Here is a 19,644-nt window from a genome sequence, read left to right as displayed (position 1 = left end):
GAAAACGGAACATTGTTTCGTTATTCATCTTTGCCTTCGGGCACGATCAATTCTGGAGGTTTACGTGGACGTCAGACAAAGCATCCACAGTGCGCACGCAAAAACGCTGGATACTCAGGGGCTGCGCAGTGAGTTTTTAGTTGAGCAAGTGTTCGAAGCCGACAAGTACACCATGGTCTACAGCCATATTGACCGCATTATTGTGGGCGGGATTATGCCGGTGGCGAAAACCGTCTCCGTGGGCGGTGAAGTGGGCAAACAGCTGGGCGTGAGCTACTTCCTCGAACGCCGTGAACTGGGCGTGATTAACATTGGCGGGCCGGGCACCATAACCGTCGATGGCCAGTGCTACGAAATTGGTCACCGTGACGCGCTGTACGTCGGAAAAGGCGCGAAAGAAGTGGTGTTCGCCAGCATCGATGGCAGCAAACCGGCGAAGTTCTACTACAACTGCGCCCCGGCTCATACGACTTACCCAACCAAAAAAGTCACGCCAGCGGACGTTGCCCCGGTGACCCTTGGTGACAACCTCACCAGCAACCGCCGCACCATCAATAAATACTTCGTACCGGATGTGCTGGAAACTTGCCAGCTCAGCATGGGGCTGACCGAGCTTGCGCCGGGCAACCTGTGGAACACCATGCCGTGCCATACCCACGAGCGCCGCATGGAAGTCTATTTCTACTTCAACATGGATGAAGATGCCTGCGTGTTCCACATGATGGGACAGCCGCAGGAAACTCGCCATATCGTGATGCACAACGAGCAGGCGGTCATTTCGCCAAGCTGGTCCATCCACTCTGGCGTGGGAACGAAAGCTTATACCTTTATCTGGGGTATGGTCGGTGAAAACCAGGTCTTCGATGACATGGACCACGTCGCTGTTAAGGATCTGCGCTAGTCGCAGGCAGTTAAGCATACATCTGCCTGTTGGTGACAGGCGCTGAACGATTAAGGAACAAACATGATTCTGGATGCATTTTCTCTGCAGGGTAAAGTGGCTGTGGTTTCCGGGTGTGACACCGGGCTGGGGCAGGGTATGGCGTTAGGTCTGGCGGAAGCGGGCTGTGATATCGTCGGGATTAACATCGTAGAGCCAACGGAAACCATCGAGCGCGTCACCGCGCTGGGCCGTCGTTTCCTGAGCCTGACCGCGGACCTGCGCAAAATCGATGCGATCCCTGAACTGCTGGATCGCGCGGTCGCGGAGTTCGGGCATATCGATATTCTGGTCAACAATGCGGGCCTGATTCGCCGTGAAGATGCGATTAACTTCAGCGAAACGGACTGGGACGACGTGATGAACCTGAACATCAAGAGCGTGTTCTTTATGTCCCAGGCGGCTGCGAAGCACTTCATCGCGCAGGGGAAAGGCGGGAAGATCATCAATATTGCCTCCATGCTCTCTTTCCAGGGCGGCATCCGCGTACCGTCTTACACCGCATCGAAGAGCGCCGTGATGGGCGTGACCCGTCTGCTGGCGAACGAGTGGGCGCAGCACAATATCAACGTCAACGCGATTGCGCCGGGCTACATGGCCACCAACAATACCCAGCAGCTGCGTGCTGATGAAGAGCGCAGCGCGGCAATTCTGGAACGTATTCCAGCGGGTCGCTGGGGTCTGCCGAGCGATCTGATGGGCCCGGTTGTGTTCCTGGCTTCTCCGGCTTCGGATTACATTAACGGCTATACCGTCGCCGTTGACGGCGGCTGGCTGGCACGTTAATTCAGCCTTAATAAAGAACCTCTGCCCTCGGGTGGAGGTTTTTTTTGCGCCAAAATTGGCTTTATCCATATCCTTAAAGATGAAAAATCCATACTAAAAAGGAATAAATGACGGGTATCACACATTTATTGCTTAAATATTAACTAATTAATAAAAAATAAGGTTAAACCACCCTGATTTGAAATTGTAATGTCCATCACAGAACGGTATGTCGTAGCGAAATAATCCATATCTTCACCAGTTCCGACCTGACACTTTCTTCCGGTATCTCGTAATTTCACTTAACGAATTTCGCTGTTGAGGCAGGAAACTATGACATCTATAAATGACTCTACCCTTATGCCCGCTGCGCTGCGCGATACCCGACGCATGAACCAGTTTGTTTCTGTTGCGGCTGCCGTAGCCGGTCTACTGTTTGGTCTGGATATCGGCGTTATCGCTGGCGCACTGCCCTTTATTACCGACCACTTTACGTTAAGCAACCGCCTGCAAGAGTGGGTGGTGAGCAGCATGATGCTGGGCGCGGCCATCGGCGCGTTGTTTAACGGCTGGCTGTCGTTCCGTCTCGGGCGCAAATACAGCCTGATGGTTGGGGCGATCCTGTTCGTCGCAGGCTCCATCGGCTCCGCGTTTGCGACAAACATAGAAGTGCTGCTGCTTTCACGCGTGCTGCTTGGCGTAGCGGTGGGTATCGCGTCCTACACCGCGCCGCTTTATCTCTCTGAAATGGCAAGTGAGAACGTGCGCGGGAAGATGATCAGTATGTATCAGCTGATGGTGACGCTCGGTATCGTGCTGGCGTTTCTGTCGGATACGTACTTCAGCTACAGCGGCAACTGGCGGGCAATGCTTGGCGTGCTGGCGCTGCCTGCGCTGGTGCTGATTGTGTTAGTCATTTTCCTGCCGAACAGCCCGCGCTGGCTGGCGCAAAAAGGGCGTCACGTGGAGGCGGAAGAGGTGCTGCGCATGTTGCGCGACACGTCTGAAAAAGCGCGTGAAGAGCTGAACGAAATCCGCGAAAGCCTGAAGCTGAAGCAGGGCGGCTGGTCCCTGTTTAAGGCGAACCGCAACGTGCGCCGCGCGGTGTTCCTCGGCATGCTGTTACAGGCGATGCAGCAGTTTACGGGGATGAACATCATTATGTATTACGCCCCGCGCATTTTTAAAATGGCCGGTTTTACCACCACCGAACAGCAGATGATCGCCACGCTGGTGGTGGGGCTGACCTTTATGTTCGCCACCTTTATCGCGGTGTTCACCGTTGATAAGGCCGGACGTAAACCCGCCCTGAAAATTGGCTTTAGCGTGATGGCGCTCGGCACCTTAATCCTTGGCTACTGCCTGATGCAGTTCGATAACGGCACGGCGTCAAGCGGCCTCTCCTGGCTCTCCGTGGGCATGACCATGATGTGTATCGCCGGTTACGCGATGAGCGCCGCGCCGGTGGTGTGGATCCTGTGCTCTGAAATACAGCCGCTGAAATGCCGCGACTTTGGTATCACCTGTTCCACCACCACCAACTGGGTGTCGAACATGATCATTGGCGCGACCTTCCTGACGCTGCTGGATGCGATTGGCGCGGCAGGCACCTTCTGGCTCTATACGGTGCTGAACGTGGCGTTTATCGGTGTGACCTTCTGGCTGATCCCCGAAACCAAGGGCGTGACCCTGGAGCATATTGAACGCAAGCTGATGAGAGGGGAGAAACTACGTAATATCGGCGTGTAATGTAATTGTCCGGTGGCGCTTCGCTTACCGGGCCTACGATACCGTGTAGGCCCGGTAAGCGGCTTAGTGTTTACCGCATCGCACGTCTCAAAATACGCTCCGCCTGACGCTGGAAGTCAGCGGCCGTCTCTTCCACGGTTTTCTGCCCGTAGTCGATATACTGCAAAGAAGTACCGAACTGCGCCACAATCTGTGGGTCGTCAAAGTATGGCGAGACGGTGAGTTTCGCCGGCAGCGACTGCGCCAGACGCAGGCCTGCCACGGAAGGATCGTCCTCTTTAATGGTGCCGTCTTCAGTCAGATACTGCACCGCTACTTTGCTCAGCGGTACGCCACGCTCAAGGCCCAGCGTATCGACCCCTTCTTTGCTGTTGAGCAGGAAATTAATCAGCTTCGCCGCCGCTTCCGGGTTTTTGGTCGACTTACCAATCGACAGCATTTGCGCCGGTTTGAAGAACAGGCCCGCGTCGGTGGCGCCCGGCAGCATTGGGTAGCTGCCCAGCTCCAGTTTCGCCGGTGGCTTCAGGTTGTCGGAATATTTGTTGATGGTGGAGTTCCACATATAGGTGCCGCCCCATTCTCCCTGGATCCACGGCTTCATCTCATACATGTTGCTCTTACCAAACGAGGCATAGTATTTGGTGTCCGGCATGACGTGGCTGTCGATCAGCTTTTTGTAGGTCTGGAAGAACTCCACCCACTGTTCCTTTGTGTAGCTGAACTTTTTGGTTTTCTCATCCACCGCAGGAATGTTGTACTTCTGGATCATGTACGAATTCAGCAGCGCCAGCGTATCCTGGTGCTCGAGGATCACCGGGTAGTATTGCTTACCGAGCTTGCTCTCGAAGGTTTTACCGGCCGCCATCAGCTCGTCCCAGGTTTTCGGGTACGCAATACCCGCTTTTTTCCAGGTTTCGTCATTGAAGTAGAACACCCGCGCCGTCACCGAGATCGGAATGCCGTTCAGCTTGCCATCCACGGTGGTGGTTTGCAGCTCTTTGGGATCGAACTGCGACAGGTCGATCACGTCCTTCATCTTGTTCAGATCGTAGAAGCCGTCACCGGTTTTGGAGAAGATCGGCAGCCAGTTCCAGTTCGTCTGCATTACGTCTGGCTCGGTTCCACCCGCAATCTGGGTGGTCAGACGGGAGAGGTGACCGTCCCAGCCGGTGTATTCCGCTTTCACGTTGATGTCCGGGTTCTGCTTATGGAACTCCTCCAGCGCTTTCAGGGTGACCTGGTGACGGCCGTTGCCGCCCCACCAGGACATCCGTAAATCCACATTCTGCGCCATCGATGGCAAAGCGGTAAGGCCCAGGGTCGCGGAGATAGCTGCGCTTAAAAGCACTTTTTTCATTTTTATCACTCCATCAGAGAGAGAGGTTCTGTTCAGTTTTTGCGTCAAAAATATGACACTTATTCATATCAAACGTGAAATACACCTTACGATGAAGTCCCTTATCAATCATTGGTTTAGCTTCATCGGACGGGATTCTGGCGGTCAGTTCGTAGTCCGCGACCTTCAGGTACACAAAGAATTCGTGGCCCATGTTCTCAACGCGCACCATCTCCCCGCTACAGCCGCCGTTCGGGAAGGGCTCATCAGAGAGCGACACAAATTCCGGACGCACGCCGAAGAAGATCTCCTGACCCACGTAAGCGGCGACTTTCTCCTGCTTCTCCGCGTTCAGCGGCATGCTTTCATCACCAATGGCGATGTGCAGCTGTCCCGCTTTTTCGACCAGCACGCTTTTGCGTATATTCATCTCCGGCGCGCCGATAAAGCCCGCCACGAACATGTTCTTCGGCTTGTGGTAGAGATTGTCCGGCGTATCCACCTGCATGATATGGCCGAGCTTCATCACGCAGATGCGGTCGCCCATGGTCATCGCTTCGGTCTGGTCGTGGGTCACGTAAACGGTGGTGGCCGGTTTTCCGGATTTCTTCAGCTGCTTATGCAGGTCGGAAATACGGATACGCATCGAGGCGCGCAGTTTGGCGTCGAGGTTTGAAAGCGGCTCATCGAACAGGAACACATCCGGTTTTTTCACAATCGCACGGCCTACCGCCACGCGCTGCGCCTGGCCGCCGGAAAGCTGGCGCGGCAGGCGGTCGAGCAGCTCTTCAAGCTCAAGAATTTTGGCGGCTTCATTCACCTGGGACTCAATCTGATCTTTCGGCAGCTTGCTCAACTTGAGGCCAAAGGCCAGATTCTCGCGCACCGTCATGTGTGGATAGAGGGCGTAGTTCTGGAACACCATCGCAATCCCGCGCTCTTTCGGCGCGAGGTTGTTCACGATCTTGTCGCCGATACGCACCTCGCCGCCGCTGATGGTTTCCAGTCCCGCCAGCATGCGCAGAGTAGTGGATTTGGCGCAGCCGGATGGGCCGACGATCACCATGAATTCCCCTTCGGCGATTTTAAGATCGATAGCGTGTACCGCTTTAAAACCGTTGGAGTAGACCTTTTCCAGCTTGTTGAAAATAACTTCAGCCATGGTATTTCCCTCTTAACCTTTAATTCCGCTGCTGGTGACGCCCTGTACGAAGTAGCGCTGTGCCAGGAAGAAGACAATGATGGATGGCAGAATGGAGATGCTCGCCATTGCCAGAATTTCGTTCCACGGCGCCCCTTCGGTGACGTCGATGGACATTTTCAGCGCCAGTGCAATCGGGTATTTATCCACGCTGTAGACATAAATCAGCGGCCCGATAAAGTCGTTCATGGACCACATGAACTGGAACAGGGCGACGGAGATAATGGCCGGTTTAAGGATCGGCACAACCACGTACCACAGCACCTGAAGGGAGTTACAGCCGTCAATCTGCGCCGCCTCTTCCATGTCACGCGGGACGCCGCGCAGGAACTGGATCAGCATGAAGACGAAGAACCCTTGGGTGGCGAAGGCCAGCGGCAGGTACAGCGGCATATAGCTGTTCAGCATGCCCATTTCACGGAACATCAGGTACTGCGGGATCAGCAGCACGGTGCTGGGTAGCAGCATGGTGGTAATGAGCGTGGCGAACCAGAACTTCTTCCACGGGATCTCGAAGCGGGCAAAGCCATACGCCACGATGGTGGAGGAGATAATGGTCAGGATCACTTTCGGGATCACATACTTAAAGGTGTTCAGCATGTAGTGGCCGAAGTTGTACTCGGTGCCGGTTTTCCAGCCGTTGATGAAGCCGTCCCAGGTGGCATGGGCAGGCCACAGGCTCAGGGTGGTGAAGATCTCGTGGTTCGGTTTGAACGACGCGGAGAACATCCACACCAGCGGGTAAAGCATCAGCAGGCCGACAAACAGCAGGATCGCATAGCGAACGGTGGCATTGATTTTCTCTCTGCGCAGCGTGCGGGCTACTTCGCGTTCGGCGATGCTTCTTGCCGTGGAGAGTTGTTGAATATCAGCCATTTTTGCCTCCTTTATCGGCGGAGTAGAACACCCAGTATTTCGACGACTTAAAGGCGATACCGGCGAAGACGGCCACCACCAGGAACAGGATCCACGCCAGCGCCGCGCCATAACCCATATCGAAATACTTAAACGCGGTGTCGTAGATGTAGAGCGAGAACAGGTAGGTCGAATAGGTCGGCCCGCCGCCGGTGATCACGTACGGCCCGGTAAATTCCTGGAACGCCTGCGTGGTCTGCATGATGAAGTTGAAGAAGATCACCGGCGTAATCAGCGGCACGGTCACCTTCATGAACATCTGCCATTTCGATGCGCCATCGATCATCGCCGCTTCATACTGGGACTGCGGTACGTTTTGCAGCGCGGCCAGGAAGATGACCATCGCGGAACCGAACTGCCAGACGCGCAGCAGGGTAACGGACATTAGCGCCAGTGACGGTTCACCCAGCCAGTTCACCGGGTCAAAACCAAATACGCCGATAAAGCTGTTCAGCAGGCCATCGATGGCAAATAAGGCGCGCCACAATACGGCAATGGCGACGGAACTGCCGAGGATCGACGGAATATAGTAGGCAGTACGGAAAAATCCGATGCCGCGTAATTTAAAGTTCAGGACAAAGGCAATCCCTAATGCGAAGGCGAGCTTTAACGGAATGGTTAAAAATACGTATGCAAAGGTCACGCCCATAGATTTCCAGAAGAGCGTGTCTTCGGTAAACATGTAGCGATAGTTTTCGATGCCGTTAAACACCGGCGGACTCATCAAATCGTAATCCGTAAAGCTGAGGAAAAATGATGAGACGAAGGGGAATGCCGTAAAGAGTATCAACCCGATGATGTAGGGTGATATCCATGCGAGCCCCAGCAGCTTGTTTTCATTCATACATACCTACCTGGCGATCAATGGTTTAAAACGGAATCTGCTTTGTTACATCTTCTCAGGCCAGCATCGCGCGGCATGAGAGCTGAGTTTTAGGGTGCAATATCTGGCGTCGGCTAAATATAAAATTGTTTTTTAACGCTTTTTTGCCTTCCTCTTTGCGCTAAACGCGTTGGGTTTCAAAAGAGCTGAACCGCCGTTCTTGGATACTAAAACATCGTTTTATTTTATATTATTGCGATTTATTTCTGCGTCATTCGCTTAATGATGGAAATGTGATCAGCGTCGAAACGCTGTTTCAATATAGTGAGGGAGGTGGCATTTTTGCCTTTTCACGGACGTTCGTCGGGGCTGCGAGGAGGCGATACGAAGCACAAGTGGAAACGGGAAAAACAATAGTCACGCTGCGTGGCTAACTACCAGATCTGATAGCAGGTCTACAGATGTACCAATTCGGCATTCAGATAATTCTTACATTCTTGTATGATTTCTTAAACCGGAACCAGTCAGGCAGAATTTCACTGCATCCTTAAAAGAAGAACAGTTATGTCAGCAATGGATTTCAAACAACATACGGATCTCAACTTTCCTCACTATGCTCCCCCGGCGGTGAGCGCTAAAGAAATAGATCTCCTGGGTCTGCTGGACGTCCTGCTGGCAGCAAAAAAACGCATCATTACCATTGTGTTTGCATTTGCACTGGTCGGCCTGGCAATCGCCTTCCTGATACCGCAAAAATGGACCAGTAAAGCGGTCATTACGCCAGCGGAACAGACGCAGTGGAGTTCGCTGCGCCAGATGATGGTGACGCTGCAGGTGCTTGATGTGGACGTTAAAGTTACCCGTGCGGATGTATTTAATCTGTTTATCAAAAAATTTCAGTCTCAGTCCCTGCTTGAAGAGTACATGAAGAGCTCTCCTTACGTGATGGCTCAGCTCGATGGCGCCGAGGTTGACCCGCTGGAGCTGCACCGCGCGGTGGTCAATATCGCCGAAAAGATGAAGGCTATTGATAACACCCAGGAAAAAAATGCTGATAAAGCACCGTATCTCTCCTGGACGTTAAGCTTCACTGCCCCAACGGCAGAGGACGCGCAGAAAGTGTTGAATGGTTACATTCAGTACATTTCCCGCATCGTCGAGCAGGAGACCATGCAAAACATCCGCGATCAGCTGATCCTGAGAACCAAAACGGTTCAGCAGCAGCTGGAGATGGATCGGGTTCGACTGACCAATATCCACAATACCAACCTGCAACGCCTTAACTACTCGCTGGAAGTGGCGAACGCGGCAGGGATCAAAAAGCCGGTTTACAGTAACGGACAAGCGGTGAAAGACGATCCGGATTACTCCGTCGCGCTCGGCGCGGACGGGATTGCGCAGAAATTGCAGATTGAAAAAAATCTGAAGGATGTTTCTGAGCTGAACGCCGATTTCCAGAACCGCGAATACTATCTGGCGCAGCTGCAAAAACTCTCCTTCGAAGACGTGAGCCTGGAGCCGTTCAAATACCAGCTCTCTCCTTCTATGCCGGTGAAAAAAGATGGCCCGGGCAAAGCACTGATCGTGCTGCTGGCGGGTATTCTGGGTGGGCTGTTCGCCTGTGGCAGCGTGCTGCTGCGCGAAGCAATGCGCTCCCGCAACCCGCTGCCGGAACAACTTCCTGAGCCGGTTACGGAATAACATGAAAAAAGGCGCTCTGATGAGCGCCTTTTTTTATTTCAGGAAATCCTCGCGTACCGGCGTAAAGGTATCCAGCAAGGTGCCGGGTTTGAGGCAAACGCAGCCGTGCATCACGTGCGGCTTTTTATAGAGAGTGTCGCCCGCCGTCACCACATGCTTTTCCTCGCCAATGGTGAACTCAAATTCCCCCGAGAGAACGTAGGTGAGCTGCTCATGCGGGTGGTTATGCAGCGGGCCAATCGCACCTTGCTCGAAATTCACTTCCACCGCCATCATCCTGCCGTCGTGCGCCAGAATACGACGCGTCACGCCGTTGCCCAAATCCTCAAGCGTGGTCTCTTTATGGAAAATAAACATATTTTCGCCCTGTTATGTAATGAAACATTGTTTCATTTAACTTATCTCAGCCGCAGCGAAAAGAAAACGTTTAGCCAAATAACTGGAAAGGCGATCACAAGTTTGCTTCACTGGGTGAAACGTACAGGAGGAAAGATGAAAACGATCGGTCTGTTAGGGGGCATGAGCTGGGAATCAACGATCCCGTACTACCGCCTGATTAATGAAGGCGTCAAACAGCGTCTGGGCGGTCTGCATTCGGCCAGCCTGCTGCTGCACAGCGTGGATTTCCATGAAATAGAAGCCTGCCAGTCGAGCGGGGAGTGGGACAAAGCCGGGCAAATGCTGGCAGACGCCGCACTTGGCCTGGAGCGTGCGGGCGCGCAGGGTATTCTGCTGTGTACCAACACCATGCATAAGGTGGCGTCGCATATTGAAGACCGCTGTTCGCTGCCGTTCTTACATATCGCGGATGCCACCGGGCGTGCCATACGTGCCGCCGGCATGACGCGCGTGGCGCTGCTGGGGACGCGCTACACCATGGAGCAGGATTTTTACCGCGGGCGGCTGAGTAGCCAGTTCGGGATTGAAAGCCTGATCCCGGAGGAGGCAGACCGGGCGCGCATTAACCAGATTATTTTTGATGAACTGTGCCTCGGCACCTTCAGCGAAGCTTCGCGCGCCTGGTACGTCAGCGTGATTGAGAAACTGGCGCAGCAGGGGGCGGAAGGAGTCATCTTCGGCTGTACCGAAATTGGCCTGCTGGTGCCGGCAGACCAAAGCCCGATACCGGTCTTTGATACCGCCGCCATCCATGCCGCGGATGCGGTGGAGTTTATGCTGTCATAAAGGTTTTTGCAGGTCAGGTAAGCGAAGCGCCACCTGACGCGCGTGCGCAATAAGGTGTTCACTAAAGGCATCAACCAGCGCTGAGGCGGGCCGGTGCAGCGGGCGGATCAGGCTTACGGTAAAGGGAACGGAAACGCTAAAACGGCGCAGAACCACGCCGCTGCTGGCGTAGTCCATAGCCGTGAGCGGGTTCACCACCGAAATACCCACGCCCGCGCGCACCATCGCGCAAATTGATGCCGCACTGTGCGTTTCCATCACCATCCGCCGCTTCACCTGATGTTCGGCAAACAGGCCATCCAGAAGCTGCCGGTAGCTGTCGGTCTGCGACAGGCTGATATAGTTCTCACCGTGAAAATCTGCCGGGGTCAGAACTGCTTTGAAAGCAAGCGGGTGGCTGGCAGGCAGCACGCAGACCTCATCCAGCGAGAGCAGCTCCGTGCGTTCCGTTCCCGCTGGCGTGACGAGGGTTTCGGTTAGACCCAGATCGTGGCGCTGGGCCGAAAGCCACTCCTCCAGCAGCGGCGACTCCTGCGGCACGATGGTCAGGCTGACCTCCGGATAGCGGGCCAGAAACGGCTGTAGCAGTACCGGCAGGAATGACTGAGAAAAGACCGGCAGGCAGACGATGGACAGCTCGCCCTGGCGAAACTCCCTCAGGCTCTCCGCCGCGCTCACGATCCTGTCCAGCCCGTACCAGGAGCGCTGAACCTCCTCAAAAAGACGTAAACCCTGCACCGTTGGATGCAGCCTGCCGCGGGTGCGTTCAAACAGCTTCAGCCCCAGCACTTTCTCAAAACGCGCCAGCTCGCGGCTGACCGTCGGCTGCGAGGTGTGCAGCATCTGCGCGGCTTCAGTGAGATTGCCGGTGGTCATCACCGCATGAAAAATCTCGATATGGCGTAGGTTAACGGCGGGCATAGGGCACCTGATGGCTGAGCGTGGTCCATATCATTTTTGCATAGACTCACGATAAAACGATATTTTTTATTCTCTTCAGGCTATGGCGTAATGATAAAAAACAGAATACCGGAGACGACCATGCCACGCCCGCTCAACCAGACCGAAACCGATTTAAACGCCGATAACCTGCTGCGCCTGCCTGCCGAATTCGGCTGTCCGGTGTGGGTCTACGATGCGCAGATTGTTCGCGAGAAAATCGCCGCGCTGCATCAGTTTGACGTGGTGCGTTTTGCGCAGAAGGCCTGCTCCAATATTCATATTCTGCGCCTGATGCTCGAGCAGGGCGTGAAGGTTGACTCCGTATCGCTGGGTGAAATCGAACGTGCGCTGGCGGCCGGGTTTGATCCAAAGGCCGATAGCGACGCGATCGTCTTCACCGCTGACCTGATAGACGACGCCACGCTGGCGCGCGTGCACGAGCTGCAAATCCCGGTGAATGCCGGTTCGGTGGATATGCTGGAACAGCTTGGGCAGGTTTCCCCGGGCCATCGCGTCTGGCTGCGCATAAACCCGGGCTTTGGTCACGGTCACAGTCAGAAAACCAACACCGGGGGCGAAAACAGCAAGCACGGGATCTGGTATGCCGATATGCCTGCGGCGCTGGAGGTTTTACAACGTTACAACCTTAAGCTGGTGGGTATTCACATGCATATCGGATCCGGCGTGGATTATGGCCATCTTGAGCAGGTCTGTGGCGCGATGGTGCGTCAGGTTATCGATTTTGGCCAAGATCTGGAGGCGATCTCCGCCGGGGGAGGGCTTTCGATCCCTTACCGCGAAGGGGAGGAGGCGATCGACACGGATCACTATTACGGCCTGTGGAGCGCCGCGCGTGACAGCATCGCCGCTCATCTGGGCCATGCGGTGAAGCTGGAGATTGAGCCGGGTCGTTTCCTGGTCGCCGAAGCTGGCGTGCTGGTGGCGCAGGTGCGGAGCGTGAAGGAGATGGGAAGCCGTCACTTTGTGCTGATTGATGCTGGCTTCAACGACCTGATGCGCCCGTCCATGTACGGCAGCTATCATCACATCACCGCGCTTGCCGCCGATGGCCGCGATCTGGTCAACGCCCCGCGCATCGAGACCGTTGTTGCCGGCCCGCTGTGTGAATCCGGTGACGTCTTTACTCAGCAGGAAGGCGGGAAAGTCGAAACCCGTTCGCTGCCAGAGGTAAAACCGGGAGATTATCTGGTGCTGCATGATACCGGTGCATACGGGGCGTCTATGTCTTCGAACTACAATAGCCGTCCGCTGCTGCCGGAAGTGCTGTTTGATAATGGCGTGGCGCGGCTGATTCGCCGTCGCCAGACCATTCAGGAATTGCTGGCGTTAGAGCTGGTCTGATTAAACCAGGGCCCTGTTGTCACCGAATCGCGTAACACCAGCGTGCCGGTGAACGGTGGGATCGCTTCAACCGGCTGGTTTTTTGCCAGCCGGATCGCCTGGTCGATCGCCGTGACGATCATGTTGTCGATCGGCAAATACACCGACGACAGGGCAGGCTCCAGCCACTTTGCGCTGGGGGCATCGTCAAAACCAAACAGCGAAATATCCTGCGGGATCTTCAGCCCGGCCTGGTGTAATGCTTTGGAGGCGCCCAGGGCCATATCATCATTACAGGCAAACAGGGCGCTGAACGATGTCTTTTCCGCAATCAGCTCCTTGCACAGTTCGTAACCCCGCGTCATGCCTGCATCGCCGTATTTAATCCGCCGCTCATCGAGACGAATACCGTGCTTCTCCAGCGCCTTACGGTAGCCCATCAGCCGCGCTTTACCCGTTGGGGTGTGGATCGGGACGGTGATACAGGCGATCTCCCGATGGCCCTGGCTTATCAGGTAATCCACCGCTTTGAAGGCTGCGTCCTGCTGTTCAAAGAAGACGCAGCGATCCGCCGCCTGGCTCACTTCGCGGTTAATGATCACCAGCGGCGTCTGCACGCTGTTGATCAGCTTCAGGATCGTCTTTTCGCTCATGTATCGCGTGTAAAGCACGATGGCGTCGCACTTGCGGTCGGCGAGCATCTGCACCGCCAGTTCTTCCTGTTCAGGGGCATCGTGACCGTCGGTAACAATCAGCTGTTTACCGTGCGTTTCGGTCTGCCGTGACGCCTGCTGTAGCAAACGACCAAAGTAAAAACCGTCGAACGTCGAGACGACCAGACCGATGCTGTTGCTGGTCTGGTTAGCCAGCGAGCGCGCGAGAAAGTTCGGACGATACCCCAGCTCCTCCATCGCGCGAAATACCTGCTGGCGCGTGCTCTCTTTAACCTGACCTGTGCCGTTCAGCACGCGCGAAACGGTGGCCTTCGACACGCCCGCACGCAGTGAGACATCCAGCATTGTTGCCATTCGAAATTCCTGTTTCCACGTAATGGTTTGCAGTTTAACACAGACCATCCGGCGCATAAGCGACGTGGGAAGGACAAAACCCCATAACGATCACGCTTTTCAGTAACGATCCTCGCCCGCGGAATAAATGCCTGCCATTGGTATACCAAAATGGTGATAAATCATAATCTGGAATACCTCTAACGGCGTTGGGAGCTTAATCACAGAACAAATCGCCTGTGGACGCTATTTTTGGCATACCAATAGTATCCGGCTGTACACCTTATTCAATAAAAGCCCTTTTACTGAGGTATTACCCTATGGCATTTCAGGAAAAACTGATCGACGCTCTGGGCAGTTTTGCCACTACCTTCAACAGCTATCGCTATATCCAGGCGATCAAGTCTGCGTTTATTACCTTAATGCCAGTCATCATAGTGGGGGCGTTCTCGGTATTGATCTCCAATATGGTGCTGGATCCGAAAAACGGTCTGGCGAGCTTTCAGTCGCTGTCGTTTCTCGCGGCCTTAAAGCCGATCACCAGCGCGCTCAACTACGCCACGCTGAACTTTCTCAACATCGGCGCGGTGTTTTTAATCGGCATTGAGCTGGGGCGTATTAACGGCATTAAGTCCCTGTTCCCCGGCCTGCTGGCGGTGATCTGCTTTATCTGCGTGACGCCGACCACGGTGGAAATGCTGGTGGACGGTGAGATGCACGTGGTGAAAGATGTGCTGCTGCGCCAGTTCTCAGATACCCGCAGCCTGTTCCTAGGTATGTTTATCGCCATCCTGTCGGTGGAGATCTACTGCTGGCTGGAAAACCGCAAGGGGCTGAAAATCAGGATGCCGGACACGGTGCCGCCGAACGTTGCCGCGTCGTTCTCTGCGCTGATCCCGGCCATTATCACCACCACCGCCATCGCCACCTTTGGCTTCGTGTTTCATCAGGTTACCGGCATGTATCTCTACGACGCGGTTTACCAGGTGGTGCAACAGCCGCTGGAGCGCGTGGTGCAAAGCCTGCCGGGGATCCTGCTGCTGATGTTTGTCGCCCAGCTGTTCTGGGTGATTGGTATTCACGGCAACCAGATGATCAAGCCGATCCGCGAGCCGCTGCTGCTGGGGGCAATCACCGTTAACATGAGCGCGTTCGAGCAGGGCAAAGAGGTGCCAAACATCATCACCATGCCGTTCTGGGACGTCTATATGAGCATCGGCGGCTCCGGCCTGACCATCGGCCTGCTGATAGCCGTCATGATTGCCACCAAACGTAAAGAGATGAAGGAGATAGCCAAGCTCTCCATCGGGCCGGGTATTTTTAATATCAATGAGCCGGTGATCTTCGGTATGCCAATCATGCTCAACCCGATCCTGGCTATCCCCTTCATCATCACGCCGCTGGTGACGGGCTCGATTGGCTACTTTGCCACCGTTACCGGATTTGCCGGGAAAGCCGTGGTGATGGTGCCCTGGACCACGCCGCCGCTGATCAACGCCTGGCTGTCAACGGCGGGCTCCATGGGGGCGGTAATCACCCAGTTTATCTGCATCGTGACCGCGGTGATTATCTATCTGCCGTTTGTGAAAATTGCTTCACGCCGCGCAGAGCAGGCCGCACTGCAACAAGCCACCGATAACGCATGAGGATACGATGAGCACAAAACAGATAGCCATACCGCAAGATTTTATTCTGGGCGCGGCGGCATCGGCCTGGCAGACCGAGGGCTGGAGCGGCAAAAAGCCGGGGCAGGATTCGTGGATCGATCTCTGGTACATGAACGATCGTCACGTTTGGCACAACGGCTATGGTCCGGCGGTGGCAACCGACTTTATCAATCGCTTCCCCGAAGATGTAGCGCTGATGAAGCAGGCGGGACTGACGCACTATCGCACCTCGATCAACTGGTCGCGCTTTTTAACCGACTATGAAAATGCGACGGTAGATGAAGAGTACGCCGCGTATTACGACGCGCTGTTCGATGAAATGCACCGTCAGGGCATTGAGCCGATGATCTGCCTGGAACACTACGAATTGCCGGGCGTGCTGCTGGAGACCTACGGCGGCTGGGCGTCAAAGCACGTCGTCGAGCTGTTCGTTCGCTATGCAGAAAAGGTATTTGAGCGCTTTCACGGCAAAGTCACCCGCTGGTTTACCTTCAACGAACCGATTGTGGTCCAGACGCGCGTCTACCTTGACGCGCTGCGCTGGCCCTATGAGCAGAGCACCAGCACCTGGATGCGGTGGAACCACCATAAGGTGCTGGCGACGGCGAAAGTGGTGAAGCTGTTTCGCGAGAAAGGGTATGACGGCACGGTGGGCTGTATTCTTAACCCGGAAGTGACCTATCCGCGCTCCCGCGCGCCGCATGACGTGCGAGCGGCAGAGATGTACGATCTGTTCTGCAACCGCGTCTTTCTCGACCCGCTGGTGCACGGGCGCTATCCGCAGGCGCTCTTTACCCTGCTGGCGCAGCATCAGGTGCAGTGGGACTACACGGCTGACGAGCTGGCGCTGATTGCCGACAACACCGTCGATGAGCTGGGCATTAACCTCTATTACCCGCATCGCGTCAAAGCCCCGTCCCGCGCCTGGCACCCGGAGACGCCGTTCCATCCGGCGTACTACTACGAGCCGTTTGAGCTGCCCGGACGGCGTATGAACACCTCCCGCGGCTGGGAGATCTTTCCGCGCATTATTTACGACATGGCGATGCGGATTAAAAACGACTATCGCAACATTGACTGGTTTGTGGCGGAAAGCGGGATGGGCGTGGAGAACGAAGTGCAGTATCGCAATCGTGACGGTGTCATTGACGACACGTACCGCATCGCGTTTATCAGCGAACATCTCTACTACACGCTGCTGGCGCGGGAGGCGGGGGCAAACTGTCACGGTTATATGCTGTGGGCCTTCACCGACAATGTCTCCCCGATGAACGCGTTTAAAAACCGCTACGGGCTGATTGAGATCGACCTTGAAAATCAACGCGCACGGCGGGCAAAGAAATCAGCGTCCTGGTTCCGCCAGCTGCGCGATGAGCGTGTGCTGACGCTCAGGGTAGACGATGAATGGAAGTAAGCCTTCTGGTAAAATAGCGCACAAACTGGCCGGGGGGACGTCCGGCCCGCGCATTAACTGAAAAACACAGGTGAAAACGTGGATAAGGCTGTCATCCTGCCGGAAAAAAAACAGTACCAGGAAATTGGCGAGGATTTACGGGCGCAGATTATCCAGGGGCATTATCCCGTGGGATCGCGTCTGCCGCCGGAGCGCAACATCGCCGAGACGTATGGCGTCAGCCGCACTATCGTGCGCGAGGCGCTGCTGATGCTTGAGCTTCAGGGAACGGTGGATATTCGCCAGGGGTCAGGCGTGTACGTGATGCGCATTCCGGAAGAGCATGAAAACGAGGAAGAGCGTTTTCTGAACAGTGACGTTGGGCCGTTTGAAATTCTCCAGGCGCGTCAACTGCTTGAAAGCAACATCGCTGCCTTTGCCGCAAAAATGGCGACACGGGCGGACATCGACAACCTGCGCCGCATTATCGAGCAAGAGCAACGGGCGATTGCCGTCGACGATCGCAGTCAGGACAACAACAAAATGTTCCACCTGGTGCTGGCTGGGGCCACACAAAACCAGATGCTGCTGGCGACGGTTGAGAGCGTCTGGCATCACATGGACAGCAGTCCGCTGTGGCAGCAGTTCAATGGCCATATCGCCAGCCGCGCCTGGCGCCTGAAGTGGCTCGGAGACAGGCAAACCATTCTCGCTGCGCTCCGCCGCCGCGACGTGATGGGGGCGTGGCAGGCGATGTTCCAGCATCTTGAAAACGTCAAAAAGAGCCTGCTTGAGCTGTCAGACGAAGACGCGCCCGATTTTGACGGCTATCTCTTCGAATCGGTCCCTCTTTTCCAGGGGAAGCTGGTGTGAATATACTGCCGCTTCACGCTGCGCCGCAGTTTACACAGCAGGTGATCGACTGGATCTGGAACGCGTTTGGTGAAGGTATGCCGCGTGCCTTTTTCCAGAGCATTGTCGAGCACAGCCTGACGCCAGGCGAGTTACCGCTCACCTTTATTGCCGTTGATGATGACCAGCTGCTGGGCACCGTTGGGTTGTGGCGTTGCGATTTAATTTCCCGACAGGATCTTCATCCCTGGCTGGCTGCGCTGTATGTCGATGAAGCCGCGCGGGGAAACGGGCTGGCGGGAAAACTTCAGCAGCATGTTATCGGCTACGCGCGACGCGCCGGGTATCACGAGCTTCATCTCTGGTCTGCCTGCCGCGACTTCTACGAACGTTACGGCTGGCACTACATCGGTGATGCGCTGGAATACCCGGATAAAACCGTCCATCTCTATCGCTGTTCGCTCACGGCTTCCGCGGGCGATACCACCGAGTGACGGCGCACTAAGGTTGGGCTGAACAGGTGGGTAATTTCCGGTGGCGGGCGATGCTCGGCCAGCGCTAACGCCAGTTCTGCCGCCTGCGTTGCCATGGTCACAATCGGGTAGCGCACGGTGGTCAGGCGAGGGCGCACGTAGCGCGACACCAGCACATCATCAAAGCCAATCAGCGAAATTTCTGCCGGGACGTCGATTCCGTTATCATTCAGCACGCCCATCGCGCCGGCGGCCATGGAGTCGTTATAGCTGGCCACGGCGGTGAAATTCCGCCCGCGGCCCAGCAGCTCGGTCATCGCCTGCTCGCCGCCACTCTCATCCGGTTCTCCGTACGCCACAAGACGATCGTTGCACGGCAGACCGGCTTCGCGCAGCGCGTCGTAATAGCCCTGAAGGCGATCTTCCGCATCGGAAATTGGGTGGTTGGAGCACAGATAACCAATTCGGGTATGGCCCTGCTGGATCAGGTGACGGGTTGCGAGCCATGCGCCGTAACGGTCGTCGAGCGCCACGCAGCGGGTTTCAAATCCGGGAATAATACGGTTGATAATCACCATCCCCGGCATCTGTTTCATCAGATGGATCAGTTCGGCGTCGGGGATCATTTTGGCATGGACCACCAGCGCCGCACAGCGATGACGGATCAACTGCTCAATGGCCTGGCGTTCTTTCTGTTCATTGTGGTAGCCATTACCAATCAGCAGGAAATTACCGGTGTGATAAGAAACTTGTTCTACGGCTTTGACCATCGCACCGAAAAACGGATCGGATACATCCCCGACCACCAGCCCGATGGTTTCTGTCGACTGTTGGGCAAGGGCGCGTGCGTTGGCGTTAGGGTGATAATTCAGGTTTTCCATGGCGTCCTGCACGGCCTGGCGTGATGCATCACTCGCTTTAGGGGAGTTGTTGATCACGCGGGAGACGGTCGCGACGGAAACACCGGCCAGACGAGCCACATCCTTAATTGTCGCCATTCAATACCTTCTTATAGGGGTAAGCGTTTACACACTAACTAGTGTTGCGGAAAAGCGGCGCGCATTCAAGGGGAGCGGGTGAGCGTCCTCTGCAAACGTGAAGCAGAACATCCCTCGCGGTGTAATCGTTACACGGCCAGTCATGTCTGAATAATGTCAATCTGAACCTTTAGTTACACTTTGCCTCAGGCTGTTGCGATTGTCCGTTGGCAACGATGCGTTGTGAATTGCTAGAGTCGAGATCCCAGAGGTATTGATAGGTGGAATCAACTTCGGTTGATTAACACGATTTACACCAACCTGCGTTTTACGCAGGTTTTTTTTTGCCTGTAAGTTCAACCTGTAACAGCAAAAGA

General features: G+C 55.3%; 18 protein-coding genes. 10 read left to right on the top strand and 8 right to left on the bottom strand.

Going from position 1 to position 19,644, the window contains the following annotated elements; translation table 11 throughout:
- Positions 1-64: 64 nt before the first annotated feature.
- From kduI to araE, 3 genes are all read left to right on the top strand, one after another.
- Positions 65-901: a 5-dehydro-4-deoxy-D-glucuronate isomerase gene (kduI, locus tag ACQG03_RS17185; protein WP_017382863.1), complete on the top strand. Its 837-nt coding sequence runs from the start codon at positions 65-67 to the stop codon at positions 899-901.
- A gap of 63 nt (positions 902-964) precedes the next feature.
- Positions 965-1,726, top strand: coding sequence for a 2-dehydro-3-deoxy-D-gluconate 5-dehydrogenase KduD (gene kduD / locus ACQG03_RS17180; protein WP_003862835.1), 762 nt, complete (start codon positions 965-967; stop codon positions 1,724-1,726).
- Positions 1,727-2,038: 312 nt separating this feature from the next.
- Positions 2,039-3,454, top strand: a complete 1,416-nt coding sequence (gene araE / locus ACQG03_RS17175; protein WP_022649253.1) for an arabinose-proton symporter AraE — start codon at positions 2,039-2,041, stop codon at positions 3,452-3,454.
- A 70-nt stretch (positions 3,455-3,524) separates the two neighbouring features.
- Here the strand turns inward: araE and ACQG03_RS17170 are convergent, their stop codons facing one another.
- Genes ACQG03_RS17170 through ACQG03_RS17155 form a run of 4 tightly spaced genes read right to left on the bottom strand, consistent with a single transcriptional unit; the run spans position 3,525 to position 7,750 of the window.
- The gene (locus ACQG03_RS17170; protein WP_063163553.1) at positions 3,525-4,811 is read right to left on the bottom strand and encodes an ABC transporter substrate-binding protein; all 1,287 of its coding nucleotides are present in this window, start codon (positions 4,809-4,811) and stop codon (positions 3,525-3,527) included.
- A 13-nt stretch (positions 4,812-4,824) separates the two neighbouring features.
- Positions 4,825-5,952 carry an ABC transporter ATP-binding protein gene (locus ACQG03_RS17165; RefSeq protein WP_063163552.1) on the bottom strand — a complete coding sequence of 376 codons (1,128 nt, stop codon included), beginning with the start codon at positions 5,950-5,952 and terminating at the stop codon, positions 4,825-4,827.
- Positions 5,953-5,964: 12 nt separating this feature from the next.
- Complete coding sequence (locus tag ACQG03_RS17160; protein ID WP_022649251.1) at positions 5,965-6,867, bottom strand: carbohydrate ABC transporter permease; 903 nt, start codon at positions 6,865-6,867, stop codon at positions 5,965-5,967.
- Positions 6,860-7,750, bottom strand: a complete 891-nt coding sequence (locus tag ACQG03_RS17155; RefSeq protein WP_003862825.1) for a carbohydrate ABC transporter permease — start codon at positions 7,748-7,750, stop codon at positions 6,860-6,862. The genes ACQG03_RS17160 and ACQG03_RS17155 overlap by 8 nt, the downstream gene beginning before the upstream one ends.
- A gap of 543 nt (positions 7,751-8,293) precedes the next feature.
- On the opposite strand from ACQG03_RS17155, the gene wzz(fepE) reads away from it, so the two are divergent.
- Positions 8,294-9,430, top strand: coding sequence for an LPS O-antigen length regulator Wzz(fepE) (gene wzz(fepE), locus ACQG03_RS17150; protein WP_022649250.1), 1,137 nt, complete (start codon positions 8,294-8,296; stop codon positions 9,428-9,430).
- 33 nt (positions 9,431-9,463) lie between these two features.
- On the opposite strand, the gene ACQG03_RS17145 is transcribed toward wzz(fepE), so the two are convergent.
- Entirely contained in the window at positions 9,464-9,787 is a 324-nt protein-coding gene (locus ACQG03_RS17145) for a cupin domain-containing protein (RefSeq protein WP_022649249.1), read from the bottom strand.
- A 135-nt stretch (positions 9,788-9,922) separates the two neighbouring features.
- On the opposite strand from ACQG03_RS17145, the gene ACQG03_RS17140 reads away from it, so the two are divergent.
- The gene (locus tag ACQG03_RS17140) at positions 9,923-10,615 is read left to right on the top strand and encodes an aspartate/glutamate racemase (RefSeq protein WP_023306862.1); all 693 of its coding nucleotides are present in this window, start codon (positions 9,923-9,925) and stop codon (positions 10,613-10,615) included.
- Here ACQG03_RS17140 and ACQG03_RS17135 read toward each other — a convergent pair.
- Positions 10,610-11,536, bottom strand: coding sequence for a LysR family transcriptional regulator (locus tag ACQG03_RS17135; protein WP_022649247.1), 927 nt, complete (start codon positions 11,534-11,536; stop codon positions 10,610-10,612). The two genes, ACQG03_RS17140 and ACQG03_RS17135, sit on opposite strands and share 6 nt — an antisense overlap.
- Positions 11,537-11,656: 120 nt before the next feature.
- On the opposite strand from ACQG03_RS17135, the gene lysA reads away from it, so the two are divergent.
- Complete coding sequence (lysA, locus tag ACQG03_RS17130; protein ID WP_063163551.1) at positions 11,657-12,919, top strand: diaminopimelate decarboxylase; 1,263 nt, start codon at positions 11,657-11,659, stop codon at positions 12,917-12,919.
- Here the strand turns inward: lysA and ACQG03_RS17125 are convergent.
- Complete coding sequence (locus ACQG03_RS17125) at positions 12,889-13,926, bottom strand: LacI family DNA-binding transcriptional regulator (protein ID WP_022649245.1); 1,038 nt, start codon at positions 13,924-13,926, stop codon at positions 12,889-12,891. The two genes, lysA and ACQG03_RS17125, sit on opposite strands and share 31 nt — an antisense overlap.
- 299 nt (positions 13,927-14,225) lie before the next feature.
- Between ACQG03_RS17125 and ACQG03_RS17120 the strand changes: the two genes are divergently transcribed.
- The 4 genes from ACQG03_RS17120 to ACQG03_RS17105 all read left to right on the top strand — a co-directional run bounded on the left by ACQG03_RS17120 (position 14,226) and on the right by ACQG03_RS17105 (position 18,311).
- Positions 14,226-15,551, top strand: coding sequence for a PTS sugar transporter subunit IIC (locus ACQG03_RS17120; protein ID WP_006811828.1), 1,326 nt, complete (start codon positions 14,226-14,228; stop codon positions 15,549-15,551).
- A gap of 7 nt (positions 15,552-15,558) precedes the next feature.
- Positions 15,559-16,986, top strand: a complete 1,428-nt coding sequence (locus tag ACQG03_RS17115) for a glycoside hydrolase family 1 protein (protein WP_063163550.1) — start codon at positions 15,559-15,561, stop codon at positions 16,984-16,986.
- Between the two features lie 78 nt (positions 16,987-17,064).
- Positions 17,065-17,838, top strand: coding sequence for a GntR family transcriptional regulator (locus ACQG03_RS17110; RefSeq protein ID WP_022649243.1), 774 nt, complete (start codon positions 17,065-17,067; stop codon positions 17,836-17,838).
- Positions 17,835-18,311: a GNAT family N-acetyltransferase gene (locus ACQG03_RS17105; RefSeq protein WP_022649242.1), complete on the top strand. Its 477-nt coding sequence runs from the start codon at positions 17,835-17,837 to the stop codon at positions 18,309-18,311. The genes ACQG03_RS17110 and ACQG03_RS17105 overlap by 4 nt, the downstream gene beginning before the upstream one ends.
- On the opposite strand, the gene galR is transcribed toward ACQG03_RS17105, so the two are convergent.
- Positions 18,266-19,288: an HTH-type transcriptional regulator GalR gene (galR, locus tag ACQG03_RS17100; RefSeq protein ID WP_003862806.1), complete on the bottom strand. Its 1,023-nt coding sequence runs from the start codon at positions 19,286-19,288 to the stop codon at positions 18,266-18,268. The two genes, ACQG03_RS17105 and galR, sit on opposite strands and share 46 nt — an antisense overlap.
- Positions 19,289-19,644: the final 356 nt, after the last annotated feature.

It is taken from the genome of Enterobacter cloacae complex sp. 342H5, from assembly GCF_050030905.1.
Classification (GTDB): Bacteria; Pseudomonadota; Gammaproteobacteria; order Enterobacterales; family Enterobacteriaceae; genus Enterobacter; species Enterobacter intestinihominis.
The sequence above is the reverse complement of the archived record's forward strand: the minus strand, read 5'-3'. Positions and strand labels throughout refer to the sequence as shown.

Excerpts from the sequence above, each read along its gene's own strand:
- kduD (WP_003862835.1), top strand. The coding sequence starts at position 965 with ATGATTCTGGATGCATTTTCTCTGCAGGGTAAAGTGGCTGTGGTTTCC.
- araE (WP_022649253.1), top strand. The coding sequence starts at position 2,039 with ATGACATCTATAAATGACTCTACCCTTATGCCCGCTGCGCTGCGCGAT.
- ACQG03_RS17170 (WP_063163553.1), bottom strand. The coding sequence starts at position 4,811 with ATGAAAAAAGTGCTTTTAAGCGCAGCTATCTCCGCGACCCTGGGCCTT.
- ACQG03_RS17165 (WP_063163552.1), bottom strand. The coding sequence starts at position 5,952 with ATGGCTGAAGTTATTTTCAACAAGCTGGAAAAGGTCTACTCCAACGGT.
- ACQG03_RS17160 (WP_022649251.1), bottom strand. The coding sequence starts at position 6,867 with ATGGCTGATATTCAACAACTCTCCACGGCAAGAAGCATCGCCGAACGC.
- ACQG03_RS17155 (WP_003862825.1), bottom strand. The coding sequence starts at position 7,750 with ATGAATGAAAACAAGCTGCTGGGGCTCGCATGGATATCACCCTACATC.
- ACQG03_RS17145 (WP_022649249.1), bottom strand. The coding sequence starts at position 9,787 with ATGTTTATTTTCCATAAAGAGACCACGCTTGAGGATTTGGGCAACGGC.
- ACQG03_RS17140 (WP_023306862.1), top strand. The coding sequence starts at position 9,923 with ATGAAAACGATCGGTCTGTTAGGGGGCATGAGCTGGGAATCAACGATC.
- ACQG03_RS17135 (WP_022649247.1), bottom strand. The coding sequence starts at position 11,536 with ATGCCCGCCGTTAACCTACGCCATATCGAGATTTTTCATGCGGTGATG.
- lysA (WP_063163551.1), top strand. The coding sequence starts at position 11,657 with ATGCCACGCCCGCTCAACCAGACCGAAACCGATTTAAACGCCGATAAC.
- ACQG03_RS17125 (WP_022649245.1), bottom strand. The coding sequence starts at position 13,926 with ATGGCAACAATGCTGGATGTCTCACTGCGTGCGGGCGTGTCGAAGGCC.
- ACQG03_RS17120 (WP_006811828.1), top strand. The coding sequence starts at position 14,226 with ATGGCATTTCAGGAAAAACTGATCGACGCTCTGGGCAGTTTTGCCACT.
- ACQG03_RS17115 (WP_063163550.1), top strand. The coding sequence starts at position 15,559 with ATGAGCACAAAACAGATAGCCATACCGCAAGATTTTATTCTGGGCGCG.
- galR (WP_003862806.1), bottom strand. The coding sequence starts at position 19,288 with ATGGCGACAATTAAGGATGTGGCTCGTCTGGCCGGTGTTTCCGTCGCG.